This is a genomic window from Arenicella xantha (genome assembly GCF_003315245.1).
Taxonomy (GTDB): domain Bacteria; phylum Pseudomonadota; class Gammaproteobacteria; order Arenicellales; family Arenicellaceae; genus Arenicella; species Arenicella xantha.
Genome location: NZ_QNRT01000004.1, coordinates 227,049 through 244,915, shown reverse-complemented (window position 1 = coordinate 244,915; position 17,867 = coordinate 227,049). Strand labels below are relative to the sequence as shown.

The 17,867-nt window shown below is 46.9% G+C and carries 18 protein-coding genes; 4 read left to right on the top strand and 14 right to left on the bottom strand.

Translation table 11 applies throughout. The features are described from left to right. Nucleotides 1-57: 57 nt before the first annotated feature. From mtaB to DFR28_RS14745, 5 genes are all read right to left on the bottom strand, one after another. Nucleotides 58-1,518 (bottom strand): tRNA (N(6)-L-threonylcarbamoyladenosine(37)-C(2))-methylthiotransferase MtaB, encoded by a 1,461-nt coding sequence (gene mtaB / locus DFR28_RS14765; protein WP_113955147.1) that lies wholly within the window; start codon nt 1,516-1,518, stop codon nt 58-60. Nucleotides 1,519-1,611: 93 nt separating this feature from the next. Further along, nucleotides 1,612-2,643 carry a hypothetical protein gene (locus tag DFR28_RS14760; RefSeq protein WP_147251028.1) on the bottom strand — a complete coding sequence of 344 codons (1,032 nt, stop codon included), beginning with the start codon at nt 2,641-2,643 and terminating at the stop codon, nt 1,612-1,614. A gap of 424 nt (nt 2,644-3,067) precedes the next feature. Then, nucleotides 3,068-3,388 carry an iron-sulfur cluster assembly accessory protein gene (locus DFR28_RS14755; RefSeq protein ID WP_113955145.1) on the bottom strand — a complete coding sequence of 107 codons (321 nt, stop codon included), beginning with the start codon at nt 3,386-3,388 and terminating at the stop codon, nt 3,068-3,070. A 167-nt stretch (nt 3,389-3,555) separates the two neighbouring features. Beyond that, nucleotides 3,556-4,302 carry a serine O-acetyltransferase gene (gene cysE / locus DFR28_RS14750; RefSeq protein ID WP_113955144.1) on the bottom strand — a complete coding sequence of 249 codons (747 nt, stop codon included), beginning with the start codon at nt 4,300-4,302 and terminating at the stop codon, nt 3,556-3,558. 75 nt (nt 4,303-4,377) lie between these two features. Beyond that, nucleotides 4,378-5,157, bottom strand: coding sequence for an RNA methyltransferase (locus DFR28_RS14745; protein WP_113955143.1), 780 nt, complete (start codon nt 5,155-5,157; stop codon nt 4,378-4,380). A 173-nt stretch (nt 5,158-5,330) separates the two neighbouring features. On the opposite strand from DFR28_RS14745, the gene DFR28_RS14740 reads away from it, so the two are divergent. The 3 genes from DFR28_RS14740 (at nt 5,331) to fdxA (ending at nt 9,220) form a co-directional block, all read left to right on the top strand. Beyond that, nucleotides 5,331-6,140 carry an inositol monophosphatase family protein gene (locus DFR28_RS14740; RefSeq protein ID WP_211317005.1) on the top strand — a complete coding sequence of 270 codons (810 nt, stop codon included), beginning with the start codon at nt 5,331-5,333 and terminating at the stop codon, nt 6,138-6,140. A gap of 117 nt (nt 6,141-6,257) precedes the next feature. After that, entirely contained in the window at nt 6,258-8,786 is a 2,529-nt protein-coding gene (gene mutS, locus DFR28_RS14735) for a DNA mismatch repair protein MutS (RefSeq protein WP_113955142.1), read from the top strand. Nucleotides 8,787-8,896: 110 nt separating this feature from the next. Next, complete coding sequence (gene fdxA / locus DFR28_RS14730) at nt 8,897-9,220, top strand: ferredoxin FdxA (protein ID WP_113955141.1); 324 nt, start codon at nt 8,897-8,899, stop codon at nt 9,218-9,220. Nucleotides 9,221-9,397: 177 nt separating this feature from the next. Here the strand turns inward: fdxA and DFR28_RS14725 are convergent, their stop codons facing one another. Next, nucleotides 9,398-10,147: a DsbC family protein gene (locus DFR28_RS14725; protein ID WP_113955140.1), complete on the bottom strand. Its 750-nt coding sequence runs from the start codon at nt 10,145-10,147 to the stop codon at nt 9,398-9,400. 45 nt (nt 10,148-10,192) lie between these two features. After that, complete coding sequence (locus DFR28_RS14720) at nt 10,193-10,678, bottom strand: YajQ family cyclic di-GMP-binding protein (RefSeq protein ID WP_113955139.1); 486 nt, start codon at nt 10,676-10,678, stop codon at nt 10,193-10,195. A gap of 166 nt (nt 10,679-10,844) precedes the next feature. Here DFR28_RS14720 and DFR28_RS14715 point away from each other — a divergent pair, with 166 nt between their 5' ends. Then, entirely contained in the window at nt 10,845-11,483 is a 639-nt protein-coding gene (locus tag DFR28_RS14715) for a lytic transglycosylase domain-containing protein (RefSeq protein ID WP_113955138.1), read from the top strand. Between the two features lie 42 nt (nt 11,484-11,525). On the opposite strand, the gene pdxJ is transcribed toward DFR28_RS14715, so the two are convergent. From pdxJ to lepA, 7 genes are read right to left on the bottom strand one after another with little or no spacing between them, the layout of a single operon-like run. Further along, nucleotides 11,526-12,284, bottom strand: coding sequence for a pyridoxine 5'-phosphate synthase (gene pdxJ / locus DFR28_RS14710; protein ID WP_113955137.1), 759 nt, complete (start codon nt 12,282-12,284; stop codon nt 11,526-11,528). Nucleotides 12,285-12,318: 34 nt separating this feature from the next. Beyond that, entirely contained in the window at nt 12,319-13,056 is a 738-nt protein-coding gene (recO, locus tag DFR28_RS14705; RefSeq protein ID WP_113955136.1) for a DNA repair protein RecO, read from the bottom strand. Between the two features lie 43 nt (nt 13,057-13,099). Next, a complete protein-coding gene (gene era / locus DFR28_RS14700) occupies nt 13,100-14,044 on the bottom strand; it encodes a GTPase Era (RefSeq protein ID WP_113955135.1) in 945 nt (314 codons plus the stop codon). Further along, complete coding sequence (rnc, locus tag DFR28_RS14695) at nt 14,045-14,740, bottom strand: ribonuclease III (protein ID WP_113955134.1); 696 nt, start codon at nt 14,738-14,740, stop codon at nt 14,045-14,047. A gap of 33 nt (nt 14,741-14,773) precedes the next feature. Continuing rightward, nucleotides 14,774-15,190, bottom strand: a complete 417-nt coding sequence (locus DFR28_RS14690) for a DUF4845 domain-containing protein (RefSeq protein WP_170132118.1) — start codon at nt 15,188-15,190, stop codon at nt 14,774-14,776. Nucleotides 15,191-15,235: 45 nt separating this feature from the next. After that, nucleotides 15,236-16,054: a signal peptidase I gene (gene lepB / locus DFR28_RS14685; protein WP_113955132.1), complete on the bottom strand. Its 819-nt coding sequence runs from the start codon at nt 16,052-16,054 to the stop codon at nt 15,236-15,238. Then, on the bottom strand, nt 16,054-17,859 hold the full coding sequence (gene lepA / locus DFR28_RS14680) for a translation elongation factor 4 (protein WP_211317004.1): 1,806 nt from the start codon (nt 17,857-17,859) through the stop codon (nt 16,054-16,056). Before lepA ends, lepB begins: the two co-directional genes overlap by 1 nt. Nucleotides 17,860-17,867: the final 8 nt, after the last annotated feature.

Below are 17,867 nucleotides of genomic sequence, written 5' to 3'. Positions count from 1 at the left end.
CGAGGGGCGCATATTCTAACGCCATGCAGCATTAATTACTAACAAACCAATGCGAAGTTAGAGTGAATTTGCCAGCAAATAATCATTTTCGACGCCATGGTAGTGAACTTTTACCCATTTACCATGCTGAACTTGATTAGCCGGCACCAGGACTGCAAGATAATCCTCTGCACGACACACCATCAAGCTCGCATCTTTCGCCAGTTTCTCGGGCAATACCCAAGCTGAACTTCCGACCCGTGACGCACGCAGCTCAGACTGAATCGGCTGCGCCGCTTTGCGTAGACGGGCATTACGGTCCTTACGCTCGACAACTGGAACCTGTTTGATTGCCGGAATTCTAGCCGCTGGCGTACCACTGCGCTCAGAGTATGAAAATGTATGCGGGAACGCCACTTGAATATCGCTTAACATTTGCTCGGTATCTTGGTACTGCGCCTCCGTTTCGGTCGGAAAACCGACCATAACATCCGCACTAATCACAAGTTCTGGCATAGCCGCTCTTAAGGCGTGAATTCGCTCGCGCACTTGGCTGCCGCTATATCGACGTTTCATCCGTTTCAAAATGAGATCATTGCCACTCTGCAACGATAAATGCATATGCGCACAAATTCTCGGCTCACGCGCCCACAACTCAATAAGACGTTCAGTAATATGGTGCGGGTCAATTGAACTCAAACGAATTCGAAATGGATTGTCGGGGTCATATTCAAGCGATAAAAGCTCTTGCAGCAGATCAACCAAGTCAAACTTTACGTCACTAGCGACAAAATCATCACCGTACGAGCCTAAATCGACACCACAAATAACCACTTCAGGATAGCCATTCAACACCAATCGCTGAACTTGCCGCTTGATAAGGCTCGGCGCTAAAGAACGACTCGGGCCTCGCGCCACATGAATAATGCAGAATGTACATCCTTGATCACAACCCTGCTGTATTTGCACAAAGGCTCGAGTATGTGCCTCAAAGCCGGTAACAAGCTGCTCAGGAAGACTAACGTGCTGATCTAAATCACCAACCATCACCTTAGGCAGCTCACCACGATCTAATGCAGGTAGCAGTGAATGCACATCAAGTTTTCGATCATTCCCCAATACCAAGTCAACACCCGGTATCTCGGCACAGGCTTGCGGATCCATCTGAGCATAACACCCAGTTACGACCACCAAAGCATCAGGATTTCGCTTAATGGCCTTACGTACCTCTTGTCTAGCTTGTCGATCTGCTTCACGGGTCACAGTGCAGGTATTAATCAGATACAAGTCAGCCTTTTCGGTATTTGCTACAACCTGCCAATCGCTGGTCTTCAAGGTTTCCGCGATCAACTCCGACTCGTAAGTATTTACCTTACATCCGAGCGTGGTAATGCCAACAGCCTTGGTCTTACCAGCTATCGACGGAGTAGATGATACAACAGCGGCGTCATGAGACCGCTCGGCATACGGAGTAGCAATGGCTGGCTGAGACTCTCCGCGTCGACCAATTTGATCCAACTTAATTTCAATACTAGCCATCTAAACAGCCTCCGCCCTACTCACAATGTGAACCTTACTGAAACAGAAAAAGCGGCGAGTCGCCGCTTTTTCCGATTATTACAGATTTATCGACTATTTAACTAAATAGCGAAAACCGGCACTGAACATTTTGTTATCAGAGATGGAGCCGTGATTTGGTGAATCGCTATCAAACAGGCGTCCTTCTAGGAACCACTGCAGATTGCTCTTACCAATATCACCACCGACGTGGCCGAACAAAGACGCATCGCGATAATCGCTTTCGTCAATGTTAGCCGCACCAATACCGCCACCGATGAAGGCACGTTCACTTAACTTACGCTCTACGCCAACGTCTAAAAAGAACGTTTCTTTAGGGTAAACATTGCCAGGATTAATGCCATTGCGATCTACGAATGACAATTGCGCTAACAAGGCAGTTTTATCTGAGATTGGCTTCATCAGACCGGCTCGTAAACCAATTAAACCTGATGAATCTTTCATGTCCATATCCCAAGCAGTCTCATAGCGTGCACGTGTTTCAGTACCAGCAAAAACACCAAAGTATGGGAATAACGACTTGGCTTTCTCTTTCACTGGAACCACTTCAGCAACTGGCGCTACCTCATTTACTGGCGCAGCAGCTACAGGCGCAACGCATTCAGTAGAAGTGTCGGCAACAACAGATACCAGCGACACGTTACAACATTCTTTTGGAATGGCAACTTGGTAAACCTGACAACCGCTTGAAACGTTTACTTGGAACGCTGGGAAAGACTGAGAACCAGCCCACTCACGCAATGGGTTTGCAACATAGTCACCTTTGACTTTAGCGCCCATCCAAGCCAACTTAGTACCAACTGGGTATGAGCGTTCACTCACTTCACCAGCCGCCACCGCAGCGATCAAGTCATCTGCACTACCTGACCAACCAGAGTCAGCTAGAATCTTTCTTACAACACTTGGATTGTCGGCAAAGAATTTTTGTAATTCTGCCACTGTCTGAACGCCACCAGGACAAACTGCCTGAGATGTTCCAAGACGAGTGATTTTTTTGTACTCTTGAGCCGACACCACCGGGCTCGAAAGCGCCAACACCAATCCAAAGCTGGTGGCTAATATAGGGATCATACGAGTAATATTCACGGCAAATTGCCCTCTTCATTTATTATTTGTGGTTGTGGATAGTCGGGATGTCTTCGGATAGTCCTTTTACATCCTTTCAACGCGTATTCTATGGTTTTTCGTAGAAAATCACACACAAATATCAATAAATATCCTTAATAATGTGTTAATAATTGTGTCGAATCACGTTTTTAGAGAAATAATCGTACTTTCGAGCCTAAACGAGACTTGGTCGACCACAAAAGAGCGCCGCACTGTTACTTCCGCTAAGCTGCCAAACCAGCTCAAACAACGCGAAAAACCAGCAACAAACGGCCATTTAAAGCCTTTTATAATGCGCGGCTCCCAGCTATCGCACCGGCAAGAGCCTAACCCTAGACACTAATTAATTCCAAGCGTACTCAACGGTTAAAATCTATCTAGAGCGTCTAACTAGAGCGCCACACTAAAGCGCAAAACTCTCTCCACAGCCGCATTCATCGGTGGCTTTTGGGTTCGAGAATTTGAAGGTCTGATTTAACCCTTCTGAGACATAGTCAATTTGTGTGCCCGTCACGATTGGCAGACTTTTTTTATCTACCGCAACACTGACTCCGAACTGCTCAAATATAGCATCGTCGTCTTCGATTTCACGCGCGAAATCCATCACATAAGAATATCCGGAGCAGCCCGACTCCTTGGCTCCGAAACGTAAGGCAATCGCGCCATTTTTAGCAATTTGGCTGGCGATGCGTTTAGCAGCAGGTTCAGTAAGCGTAATCATAATAGTGCCTTCACGTTAACGTGTAATTTAAATTTCGTGACTGATATTCGGTCGAATGCATAAACCATACTTTAAGTGAAAGCTTCTACTCTCACCGAATTGCGATGCTGCACTCATTAAAACCGGAACATTTCGCCCCGACACCCCTAATATAGTGGAGCAATACAATATTACAAGTCGTCCTGCTGCACCGGCTCCAACTCAATGCAATCAGTTTTGATCTCAGGCATTTGGATTCCGGCCACATCAACCCCCGCTGCGTCGAGCTGCTTGAGTAAGTCTTGATTATAACGATTCATTACTTGTAGCTGCTGACACAGGCCATGAATAGCAAGGGCCACAGGGTCGTCGGCGGTCGGGCGATGACCGTAAGCCTCAAATCGCCCGTTAGCTCGATCATACTCTGCTGAACCAACCGCGTGCGCGGGCAGGCCTACCATGGTTGCGCCTTTCTCGACATTTTTGACAACCACTGAATTAGATCCAATGCGCACATTGTCGTCAACAAATATTGGGCCCAAGACCTTGGCGCCTGCACCGATCACGACATTATTGCCAAGCGTCGGATGTCGTTTACCTTTATTCCAAGAAGTGCCACCTAGGGTAACCCCATGATACAACGTGCAATCGTCTCCAATTTCAGCCGTTTCACCAATCACCACGCCCATGCCATGATCGATAAACAAACGCCGCCCCAACGTTGCGCCAGGATGAATTTCAATACCAGTAAGCCAACGACTGATATGCGCAATAAATCGCGCCAACCATTTTAGGCCGAGATTCCAACATGCATGCGACAGCCGATGAAACAACACAGCATGCACACCAGGATAAGTGGTGAGCACTTCGAGCGTGTGGCGTGCCGCCGGGTCGCGCTCAAAGACAATTCGAATATCTTCTTTAATTCTTTGAAACATAGTACTAATTTAAGTCCAGAGCATGATCAGCTAATTGCCTAGTGAAACCACTAAAACTTCCTAGCCTCCAGCTCACTAATCGGTTTTTGATTTTTCAATGATCGAGTCGACCGCTGACAATATCCCGCGCAATATTTGTATTTCTTCTTTCGAAAGATCCGCCTTGTTATACAACCGAGTCAACTTTCGCATCAACACTGTTGGCGGCTTAACCTTTACAAAGTCTAAGGCCAGAAGCGTGTTTTGCAAGTGAGACAAATAACCTTCTTGCTCGTGCTTGCTGGCCGAAACCTGTCGTTGCACAGCTTGGGTCGGCGCCTGCGGCACATCAACCTGTGACTCAATCAATTGACCGGACGATGTCTGAATTGCTTGCATCCGAAGTTCGTAGGCAATGATTTGCACCGCATTCGCTAGATTAAGCGAGCTATATTCGAGGTTAGCGGGTATGCGAATTTGAAAATCGCAGCGATCTAACTCTGCATTACTCAAGCCACTACTCTCGCGACCGAATAAAATAGCAACTTGATGCTCTGAATGACTTAGATGCTCGATCACCGTTGCCGCCGATTCGCGCGGATTCTTAGTTGGCCAACTTACCTCACGATCACGCACCGACGTACCGACTACCGAGGTGCAGTCGCCGATCGCCAACTCCAGCGACTCGACCACTTCAGCCTCTTCAAGCACACTTTCTGCTCCCGCGGCCAACTTGCTCGCCTCGTAATGAGGGAATTTCTTAGGGTTGACTAACACCAAGCGGCTAAGCCCCATGGTCTTCATAGCTCGCGCCACCGAGCCAATATTGCCCGGATGTGTTGGTTCGACTAACACAACACGGATGTGATTTAACATTTCCACGACAGATTGATTCGCTAGGTCTGAATAGTTAGACGTGGCATTTTAGCGCAGGTACCGAGGAATCGTGCACAAATATACGAATGAGGTGCTTCATCGTCTTTTAATCAGCAAACCACACGGTTACAATCAGACTTTGCTTTTTTACAATTGATCTTCGGAAATTCTGCATGGAATCCAACCTAATTGCTGGCGCACTAAATGTGGCCACGACGGCGGCCCGTGAGGCTGGTAAAGTCTTCACTCAAAATATTACCCAACTTGACCGCATTAAGGTCAATCGGAAAACGCATACTGCAGACCGCACTGAGCTGGTTTCAGAAATCGACTTGCTCGCTGAACGCACTATCATCCATCACTTGGAATCAGCGCATCCAGACTACAATATAATTAGCGAAGAAGCCGGAGATCATGGTCGCGACAGCGAATACTGCTGGATCATCGACCCATTAGATGGAACCCACAACTTTCTACATGGCCATCCTCACTGCTGTGTATCAATCGCGTTAAAACATAAAGCCGATATCGTCGCCGCAGTAGTTTACGATGCGTTTCGCAACGAACTATTTACGGCTCGCAAAGGCGGTGGCGCGCAATTAGATGGACGCCGTATTCGCGTATCCGAAACCAGCCGTCTCTCAGACAGTTTGCTGTGCACCGGCTTCCCTTATCGAGAAGGCGCAACCACTAAGTTGTGGTTAAAGACATTTGCCGCACTAATGCCTCGCGCCCAAAGCGTGCACCGCACTGGCTCGTCGGTACTCGACTTAGCCTATGTGGCATGTGGTCGATATGATGGTTTCTGGGAATTTGGTTTACAAGACTGGGACATTGCAGCTGGGGCACTTCTGGTTAAAGAAGCTGGCGGCCTAATCACCGATTACTCCGGCAGCACAGATGTCTTTAAATCGGGCAACGTGGTCGCTGGCACTCCGCGCGTACACGAAAAGCTCCAACATATGATCAGCCACTTAAGCTAAGCATTGTAGAAAACGTACACATTTAGCCATACCCAACCCATCAACGTCCATCACCGAAGATAGCCGAACGTGTCAACCAGCTCGCCCGCACCAACCAGCCATAGCCAACATACGCCGATGATGCAGCAGTACCTGCGGATCAAGGCAGATTACCCAGACACTCTGGTACTGTATCGAATGGGGGATTTTTATGAAGTCTTCTATAAAGATGCCGAACTGGCTTCTAGATTGCTGGATATCACACTGACCCAACGCGGCAAGTCGGGCGGCGAACCGATTCCCATGGCTGGCGTACCGTTTCATAGCATTGACCAATACCTAGCGAAGCTGGTCAAGCTCGGACGATCGGTCGCGATCGCCGAACAAATCGGCGATCCCGCCACATCGAAAGGCCCAGTCGAACGCAAAGTGGTGCGTGTGGTAACACCGGGCACCTTAACCGAAGACAGCTTGCTGGACGAACGGCGCGACAACTTGCTAGCCGCTATCTATCAAAAGGATCAGCACTATTCGATCGCAACCTTAGAGCTTTCACTTGGGCAGTTCAAAGCACAGCAAGTTGAAAACGAAGAACAGTTGCATGCCGAATTACAGCGACTGCAGCCGGCTGAGATTTTGCTGCCTGACTCGAGTCCACTCAGCCAACTAACTAACCTGCCCTGCCCGCATCGTAGCGTACCAAATTGGTATTTCGATTTTGACGTCGCCACCGAGCTTCTTTGCCAGCAGTTTAATACCGGCAACTTGGTAGCATACGGCTGCCAAGATTTTCCGCTTGCGGTGAGCGCCGCGGGCGCCTTGCTGCAATACACCAAGGATATGCAGTACGACGCAATACCGCATATCAATGATTTATCCATTTCGCAGAAAAGTGACTATTTGGTGATTGATGCCGCCAGTCGACAAAATCTCGAAATCGAGACCAACCTTTCTGGTGGGCAGAAATTTACGTTGGTGGCGTTAATGGATCAGTGTGCCAACCCGATGGGAGCCAGGTTGCTTCGGCGCTGGCTACACGGGCCAATTAGCGATCAGACAGCACTACAACACCGACAATTGGCTGTTCAGGAATTTATTGAGCAGCTTGATCAATCGAGCACACAAAAACTACTGCGCACCTGCGGTGATGTAGAACGAATATTAACCAGGATTGCGCTGAACACCGCGCGCCCACGAGACCTAGTCCGACTGCGTGCCGCACTGCAATGCTTACCGGCAATAAAGCATCTCCTCGACTCGGCTAAAAGTGAGTTAGTCATCACACTAAATAGTCAACTCGGGCCATTTCAAAACAGCCTCGCCCTACTGGAGTCAGCGGTACTAGAAGAGCCCGCTGCGGTGATTCGCGAAGGCGGCGTGATTCGCCCCAGTTTCGATGCTGAATTCGAAGAGCTCCACACGCTGAGTAAAAACACCGGGAAATTTCTGGTAGAGCTCGAGCAGCGCGAGCGCGAACAAACCGGCATCAGCACTTTAAGAGTAAAATACAATCGGGTACATGGCTTTTACATCGAAGTCTCGAAAGCGCAAGATGGCTCGGTTCCCGAGCATTATATCCGGCGTCAGACGCTTAAAAATGCGGAACGTTACATTACCGAAGAACTCAAAGAGTACGAAGATAAAGTCTTGGGCGCGCGCGAAAAAGCACTTGCCCGTGAAAAATATTTATACCAACAAGTTCTCGACGCATTGCAACCTGAATTAGGCGGCATGCGCGCAATGGCACAATCTCTTGCTGAGCTTGACGTCTTAGCGAACTTCGCCGAACGCGCCGTAACACTGAATTTTTGCCGACCACAACTATCGAAAAATCCTGGGATAAGCATCCAACAAGGACGTCATCCAGTCGTAGAAGCCAATCAATCTAAGCCGTTTATCGCCAACGACTTAGTATTCGACGATAACACGCGCATGCATGTAATTACCGGCCCAAACATGGGCGGAAAAAGTACCTATATGCGCCAAAACGCGCTTATCGTGTTATTGGCATACACAGGAAGCTATGTGCCTGCACAATCGGTTACCGTTGGCCCAATCGACCGAATTTTTACTCGCATTGGTGCCGCCGATGATCTAGCTGGTGGACGCTCAACATTCATGGTCGAAATGACTGAAATGGCCAATATACTGCGCAATGCCACACCGAACAGCTTGGTCCTAGTTGACGAAATCGGCCGAGGCACTAGCACTTATGACGGCCTATCATTAGCGTGGGCTTGTGCACTGGATCTGGCGCAACACCTGCGAGCATTTAGCTTGTTCGCGACCCACTACTTTGAAATAACCACGCTGGCCGACCAACTCGAGAACGTCATAAACGTACATCTCGATGCGGTTGAGCACGGACAAAACATCGTATTTATGTACCATGTCAAACAAGGTCCAGCCAATCAGAGCTATGGCATACAGGTGGCTAGGCTTGCGGGGCTGCCGGACACGGTGCTGACTACCGCCAACAACAAACTTCGCGAACTAGAAACAAGTCAAGCAACGTCTCCAAGTCCGCAACGCAGCTTGGATCTACAACCGCCCAAACCGGTCGCCGACTCGAAGCTTGAGAGCGCATTGAAAGAAGCAGACTTAGACAACATGACAGCACGTCAGGCACTCACACTACTGTATGAACTTAAATCACAGCTTGAGTAGTTCGATTGCCGATTGATTTAACAACTCTGAGCACATAAAATACGCGCTCTTTGAGTATCAAGACATACTCGTATCAACATCGAATTCTGGAAGCAGCGGAGATCAGCCCGATGACTTATGTAGTTAAAGAAGAATGCATTAAGTGCAAATACACAGATTGCGTGGAAGTTTGCCCGGTAGACTGCTTTCACGAAGGTCCTAATTTCTTAGTAATTGATCCTGAAGAGTGTATCGATTGCAGCCTCTGTGAGCCTGAATGCCCAGTAAACGCCATTGTTGCTGATGACGACCTCGAAGCCAGCGACTCGCATTACCTTGAGTTAAACGAAGAATTATCCGCTATTTGGCCGGTAATCACCGAGAAGAAGCCAGCCTTGGAAGATGCCGATGAATGGGCTGACAAACAAGACAAACTGCCACTCCTCGAACGTTAAGTAACACCAAGACACACACCGTTTACTACAGCAAGTAATAAACAGTGCATTAAAAAAGGAGCCAACTGGGGCTCCTTTTTTAATGCACATAGACAGTTATTAGATGGCTCGTGGCTATCTTGCCTAGGCAGATGACGCTAGCTTAATTAGCCTACACATCACTCTAAATCAACACCATTAGTTCGACGCTGTTGGTGACCCTAGACCCAGGCGATCAATCAACTGTGCTGACGGAATGTAACCCGGAGTCACCGTGCCATCATCAAAAATAATCGTTGGTGTTCCTTCAACGCCAACTTTTCGACCCAGTAAATAGGTCTCTTCAACTGGGTTCTCACAGCTTGCTGGCGCTATTGCCTTGCCGGCTTTAGCATCAGTCAAAGCAGTTTGCTGGTCAGCATTACACCAAACTGATACATATTTTTTGTGGCTCTCTGACCCTACTCCCGCTCGCGGAAAAGCAAGATAACGAACCTGAATGCCGGCCGCTGTTAGTTCGGGAACTTCTTGATGTAATTTCCGACAGTAACCGCAATCGATATCGGTGAAAACCGTGATGTGGCGCTTGGCATCTTTTGGGCCATACACAATCATTTTATCCAACGACGTGCTGCTAATAATCTGCGAAGTACGCTCAGACTTAGCCACCTCCCCTAAGTTAATTTTGCTTTCGGTATTAATTAAATCACCGAAGAGGATATGATCGCCATCAACATAGGCGTAATAAAAACCTCCGTCTAACTCAAGTCGATATACACCTTTAGCTGGTGTAGTCAGTATTTCAGCATCCGCAGCTGGCGGCACCATTTTCACCAACTCAGCGCGGACTCGCTCAATTTCAGGGCTCGCATTCTCGGCCAATACCAATTGCGGGGCAAACATTATCGCAGCGAACAACCCAATGGTTGCTTTAATCATATATTTCATTCAGACATTCCTGTTGTGTAATTGGTTGACCAAAGGTTTGAGCCCTTAATCTCTAAAATTATTAAATTGCAGCGGAATACCAGCGTCCGCTTCGCGCAAAAAGGCGATTACCGTCTGCAAATCATCTCGCTTCTTACCAGTGATGCGAAGTTGATCACCTTGTATTGCGGTTTGCACCTTTAGTTTCTTATCTTTAATTTGCTTAACTAACTTGCGCCCAAGATCCGAGTTTATACCCTCTTTTAGCAAAATGATTTGTTTGGCCTTGCCGCCACCAATCTCTTCAATTCGCTGATAATCCAAACACGCCAAGTCAATACCTCGCGCGGCCAACTTCAGACATAAGACCTCGACCGCCTGCTTAACTTGAAACTCATTGTCCGCAAACACTGTCATCGTCGACTCGCTAAGCTCAACGCGTGCATCAGTGCCTTTAAAATCAAAACGTGTTCCTAACTCTTTATTGGCCTGATGCAAAGCATTGCTTAGCTCGGGCTTATCTATTTCAGACACAACATCAAATGACGGCATAACAGACTCTTAATATCAAAATATCAAAAAAAATGGGTTAATTAATTGTCGACTCATACTGTACCATAGCGAAAGTTCATACTAAGATTCATAATTAATACAACCACATTGCTCAAGACCTTGCCACGAAGCATTAGCTTTCAAACAAGATTAAACCAGCTAGTTTATGCGCCGACATACTATATCCTCAATTATACTCAGTAAAATAACCCTAGCTCTAGGCTTGGCGATATTAATCTGTGCAGCCTCGCCGGTTTTTGCTACGGTCTACGTCTATGTGACGCCCGATGGCAGCAAACTAATTACCGATAAAAAGGTAAATAAGCAAGGTTATAGCTTAGAACGCAGTTATGCGACTAAACCATATGGCGCGGCGCGTAGCCGCTCACCTTACTACGCCAAACCGATTAAATCTCAGTACGACGCACTAATTGTCAACGTCGCACTTAAGTATGACCTCGAACCCTCCTTCGTAAAAGCCGTCATCCACATCGAGTCAGCTTTCGACCCAGCAGCGATTTCACGCGCTGGCGCGATGGGGCTAATGCAACTCATGCCGGGTACCGCCGCAAATTACCAGCTCAAGCAAGACCATTTCAACCCCAACTTGAATATGAATGCCGGAGTCCAGCACTTAAAAGACCTAATGGAGCGTTACAACGGCAATAAAGAGCTATCGCTGGCCGCATACAATGCTGGCGAGGGCGCAGTCAGTAAGTATCAAGGAATTCCGCCCTACCCAGAAACTCAAGACTACGTTTCAAAGGTGCTTAAACTTTATAAGTTATATAAGAAGGAAATCTAAGCGAACAAGCGATTCAGTAGCATTACCTAGCGCACGCAATCGTTACATTCCACTTCCTTCAGCCTCCAACCGAGCGCCATTCAGAATTTGTTTCATCGCGAAGACCGCTTCATAGAAGCCTGTGATCGCAGCGCGAGACACAATTGAGTGCCCAATATTTAGACAAACAATTTCAGGAATCTGAGCAACTGGAATAACATTTTGGTAGTGCAGACCGTGTCCAGCGTTAACTTGTAAACCTAACTGATGCGCAAAGCTTGATGCGTATTGAATACGTTCGAGTTCACACTGCTGTTGGTCGCCTTGCTGATCCGCGTATTGCCCAGTATGTAGTTCGACAATGTCAGCCCCGACTTGTTTACTAGCCTCTATCTGAGAGGGTTCAGGATCAATAAACAGCGATACCCGCGCGCCACAAGCTTTTAGAGCAGCAACATAATCTTGCATTGCCCCCATTTGTGCAACCACGTTCAAACCGCCTTCTGTTGTCAACTCTTCGCGTTTTTCAGGCACCAAACAACATTCATAGGGTTTAACCTTGAGCGCAATTTTCAACATGTCGTCGGTGGTTGCCATCTCCAGATTCATTGGCAACGCAACATTGCTACGAATGGTGTACACATCTTGGTCCTGAATATGTCGCCGGTCTTCGCGTAAATGGACCGTAACGCCGTCAGCGCCTGCTTGCCGAGCAATATCGGCGGCCTGAGCTGGATCAGGATAGGTGGTACCCCTAGCCTGCCTTAGCGTGGCGATATGGTCGACATTTACGCCGAGCTGAATGGTGTGGTGCGTTGTCATGATGGCTATTAACTCTCGATTAACTTTCTTTTCGTTAACTGCTACGCGGCTTTGGGTAAAACAGCGCGCGGCTTATTATTTGTTTTCGTCCCATGCTTTGACCCAATATATCACGCATCAAACGCTTACCTTGAGACTGCTGCTCGCTTGATAGCGCGAAGATAGCATCACTCGCGAGTGACTTAATAATCGCACCAAGCACAGAATTATATTGTTGGCCCGCTAAACGCACAAACCCCTGACCTGGTTGAAAGCAGTAATGAGCATCATCAAGCAACGCTGTTTTACCATCGGCCTCGTAAAGAAAATCTATTTCGTAGCCAGTTTCTTTCATTACTTGACGCTCAAAGCCTCGCAACAACACTGTCAAATTGCTGGCATTCGCAGGACTCGCTAATTGCATAATTGTAGAGTGGTAGTTGTCGTAGAGCTGTGCATGCGGGTCATGACGGTGAAGTAAATTGACCAACAGTTCATTACAGTAAAAACCACATACTAGGCCATCACCACGAATCTCTTGTGAGCCGAGGTCAAACTCGCTGATATCTATCTCAGCCGATGTCAGAGTGGGAATTTCGCCTTTACCAGTCCAGCTCAACAAGGTAGGTTGAAACGGAATTAGCACGCCCTTCTGCTTAGACTTCAAGCGCCGCGCGCCCTTAGCCATCAACGCTAATCGACCGAATTCGCGACTAAATATTTCGACGATCCAAGAGGTTTCACTATAGGGTCGATTCAGCAATATATACGCTTTTTGTTGATGAACACGCATACCCTAAATTAAATGACTATTGCGACGTAGCGGGAATCGCTAACTAGCTTCCTTCGTCATAACCCAAGCTGTATAAATCCCGAGCATTATCGGACCAGCCTGATCGAACTTTAACAAAAAGCTCCAAGAACACTTTCCGCTCTAAAAGCACTTCGCTATTTTTACGTGCAAACGTGCCAATTTGTTTTAATGCTTCGCCCTTTTTACCAATCACCATGGACTTATGTGAATCCTTTTCAACCCAGATATCACAATTTATTAAAGCGCGTTCGGGCTCTAAAACGAATTCGGTTACTTCAACTGCAGTCGCATACGGTAGCTCGTCACCAAGCCGTCGAAATAATTGCTCACGAACTAGTTCAGACACTAAAAAGCGGAAGCTTCGATCAGTAATTTGATCTTCGTCAAAGCCCGCTGGAGCATGAGGCAAGTGCGTTGCCAACACCTCCATTAAACGATCTACATTATCATTATGACCGCGGCCAATAGCGCTTACAGGCACAATATCAGCAAACTTATACAACTCATTTGACTCAGCGATCAACGGTAACAAATCGTTGATAGACCTCAATTTATCAAGCTTATTAATGACCAACACTACCGGGGTCGTAACATGCTCCAAAGCCTTTAACACCAACTTATCGCCATCGGTCCAACCATTAGCAGGGATCATCAGACAAACTACATCAACACCATCGATACTCGATATGGCGGTTTTGTTAATCACCCGATTGATCGTTTTGCGGTTTGATTTTTTTGCCACCGAGTGAATCCCTGGCGTATCGACAAACACAATTTGCTTTTCGGGATCCGTATGAATCCCTAAAATACGATGACGCGTGGTCTGTGCTCGATGCGAGGTAATGCTAATCTTTTGACCGATAATTCGGTTCATCAACGTCGACTTACCAACATTCGGCTTACCGATAATGGTGACGTATCCAAACTTGAAGTCTGCAGCTTGATCTGAATTCTTAGGAGTATCCACCTAACCACCATTTACGTTTACTTGTTTGACCAACTGAAGAACTTCAGCAGCAGCCTTTTGTTCAGCCTGACGTCGAGAACGCGCCGTAGCTTGAGAAGAGATCGGTGAATCAGGCAGAGAACATTCTACCGTAAACCGTTGATTGTGTTGTTCGCCCACTGCCTCGACAATATCGTAATTAGGCAGTGGCAGCCCTTGTTTTTGCATGGCTTCTTGTAGGCGACTTTTGGCATCTTTAAACGTGGATTCTTCAGAAACAGCATCCAAATAGGTCCGGAAGCGTGTATAGATAAATCGACTTGCCGCGTCAAAATTGGAGTCGAGATAGATCGCGCCGATAAGACTTTCAACTGTATCGGCAAGAATCGAATCTCGATTAAAACCGCCACTTTTAAGTTCGCCTTCGCCCAGAATCAGAAATGACGACAGGTCCAGTTCGCGCGCCACTAGGGCCAAGGTTTCTTTTCTAACTAAACTGGAGCGCATCCGACTCAGTTTCCCTTCCGCCAGTTTGGGGAACTTTTTAAAAAGAAATTCAGCGACTACAAAACCTAAAATACTGTCACCTAAAAATTCAAGACGCTCGTAGTTATTAGACCCCTTACTTCGGTGAGTTAATGCCAGTATCAAAAGTTTAGTATCATTAAACTCATAGTCGAGCTTCCGCATTAACGCAGAAAGTTGATTTTGCTTCATGAGTGCTGCTGGAAAAATTGAATTCCAAATAATTTATGAAGTACAACGTCCATTTAGATCACATTGCGCTTTAGGACTAAAATCAACAGCAACACTAATATTGAAAAATAGTGGAACCTTACGCTCATACTTGGCTTGCACAAGAAAACTGTTTCGGCTTCGAGTTATTTTTAAATCATTCTTGTAATCAAGAATTTTGTGAGATCCATCAAGGTATAGCTGCTGATTGATACGCTTAATAACTTCAGCCCTGGAGACCTTTCTGAGGTCTGAACCTTCGACACTGCGAAAAATTGCATTTTGTATGTTTTGATTAGCCGAATAAACTGGCACCAGCTGCATTCCAACATAAGCAAAGAACATCAACACACTCAAAGTGAACGCCATACTCCAAAACGTCCAACCACCTTGATGTTTGATAGATTTAAATTGAGTTTTACTATTCGTCATTTTCATTTCCTCATAGACTTTGCAGTACTAGGTTAGCGTAATCAGCTAATTTGCACCAGTGTTGACAATTTCAGCTTGAACGCGGGTTCCTATACGGTCGAAGTCAAGTCCGCCGCCTTCTTCATTATCCTCATCGCCCCAGCTCATCCACACAAAAAACGCCTTCCCAACGATATTTTCTTCGGGTAGAAAGCCCCAAACTCGACTATCCGCACTGTTTCCGCGGTTGTCGCCCATCATAAAGTATTGGCCTTCTGGAACTTTCCATGCACCTTTACTGCGACGATTATCTTGCAAGATGCCATATTTTACGGCTACACCATCGGCGTCTGTTGAGGTTGGAATTACCTGCTCCCACTCAATTGATGTGTGCCATTGATCCGCTTGGTCGCGATACTTAAATTCGCCAAGAACTTGTTGGTCTAACTTTTCGCCATTGATGTAAAGCGTCGAATCTCGATACTGAATAATATCACCGGGCAAACCAATTAAGCGCTTAATGTAACTCTGCTTGGGATCACGTGGATATTTGAACACCACAATATCTCCACGTTGCGGATCACCGATTTCAAACACTTTGGTACGTACGATCGGCAATCGCAAGCCATACGAGAACTTGTTGACCAAAATAAAATCGCCGACTTCCAGCGTTGGATACATTGATCCAGACGGAATTCTAAATGGCTCTGCAACAAATCCGCGTAACAAAAACACCAATAGCAGAACCGGGAAAAATGATCTCGCGTAATCCAAGTACCATGGCTCGGGCTGCTTCTTTGCCAGACTCGGCACCACAAAGCGGCAAAACAGAATCACCACACCCGATAATACGACCAATCCAAATAATACTATTTCAAACACCATCAATCTCCTGAGGTCTTAAGAACTGCTAAAAAGGCTTCTTGTGGAATTTCCACAGAACCAATTTGCTTCATGCGCTTTTTGCCTTCTTTTTGTTTTTCCAACAGCTTACGTTTGCGTGATAGATCGCCACCATAGCATTTTGCCGTGACATTTTTACGCAAAGCCTTAACCGTTTCACGCGCAATCACCTTAGCGCCAATCGCCGCTTGAATAGCCACATCAAACATTTGCCGAGGAATCAATTCGCGCATTCGCTTAACAAGTTCTCTACCGCGATAAATTGATTGATCGCGGTGAACCAGAATAGCTAACGGGTCGACCGGCTCGCCATTGATCAATACGTCGACCTTAACCATATCGGTAGGCCGGTATTCTTTGATCTGATAGTCGAGTGATGCGTAACCGCGGCTAACTGACTTTAAACGGTCAAAAAAGTCCATCACTACCTCATTCAACGGCAGCTCAAAATGCAACATAACCTGGCGACCGAGATACTGAATATTCTTCTGAATACCTCTTTTTTCCATACACAAGGTCATAACCGCGCCGATATACTCTTCTGGCATTAGCATATTAGCGTCGATAATTGGTTCTTGAATTTCTTCGATTTTAGATAAGTCAGGCAGCGCCGAAGGGTTATCAACTTCGATCAGCTCGCCATTTTTTAGTAACACTCGATAAACCACTGTCGGTGCAGTGGTAATAAGATCCATATCGTATTCGCGTTCTAGGCGCTCTTGGATAATTTCCATGTGCAGCATGCCTAAAAAGCCACAGCGAAATCCCAACCCTAACGCATCTGAAACCTCTGGATCATAAACCAAGGAGGCATCATTCAGCCGTAGCTTTCCGAGCGCGTCACGAAACGAGTCGTAGTCAGCCGAATTGATTGGGTACAAGCCAGCAAACACGCGCGGCTGAACCTCTTTAAACCCAGGCAATGCGGTATCGACACCGTGCTTTGCCAACGTAACCGTGTCACCAACTTTAGCGGCGGTAATTTCTTTTGCGCCGGAGATAAGGTAACCCACCTCACCGATCAATAGTTCGTTCTTGGGTACCCGCTTAGGAGTAAATACACCGAGATCTTCAACACCGTATTCGACGCCAGTCGACATCATCTTAATACGATCACGTTTTTTTATTGATCCTTGAACCACACGGATCAATGACACCACACCAAGATAATTATCGAACCATGAATCCATAATCAACGCCTGCAATGGCGCATCCGGATCACCAGTCGGGTGTGGCAACACCGTCACTATTTGTTCCAACAATGCTTCAACACCAAGACCGCTTTTGGCACTCACATGCAACGCGCCGGAACAATCAATGCCGACTACGTCTTCGATCTCCTCGCTGACTCGGTCCACATCAGCGGCCGGCAAATCGATTTTATTCAATACCGGCAATACTTCTAAACCAAGGTCGACCGCGGTGTAACAATTCGCCACCGTTTGAGCCTCAACACCCTGGGAAGCATCCACAACCAATAGGGCACCTTCGCAAGCCGTCAACGAGCGTGAAACTTCATACGAAAAATCCACGTGACCAGGCGTATCAATCATATTCAAATGATAGATATTCCCGTCTTTGCTGAGAAACTTCAGAGCAACACTCTGAGCCTTAATAGTGATTCCGCGCTCTCGCTCAATATCCATGGAATCGAGCACTTGCTCAGCCATTTCTCGCTGAGTCAAACCACCACACACACTAATGAATCGGTCCGCCAAGGTGGACTTACCGTGATCAATGTGAGCAATGATCGAAAAATTGCGAATTTTGGTTATATCGTGCGACATTTTTCTCT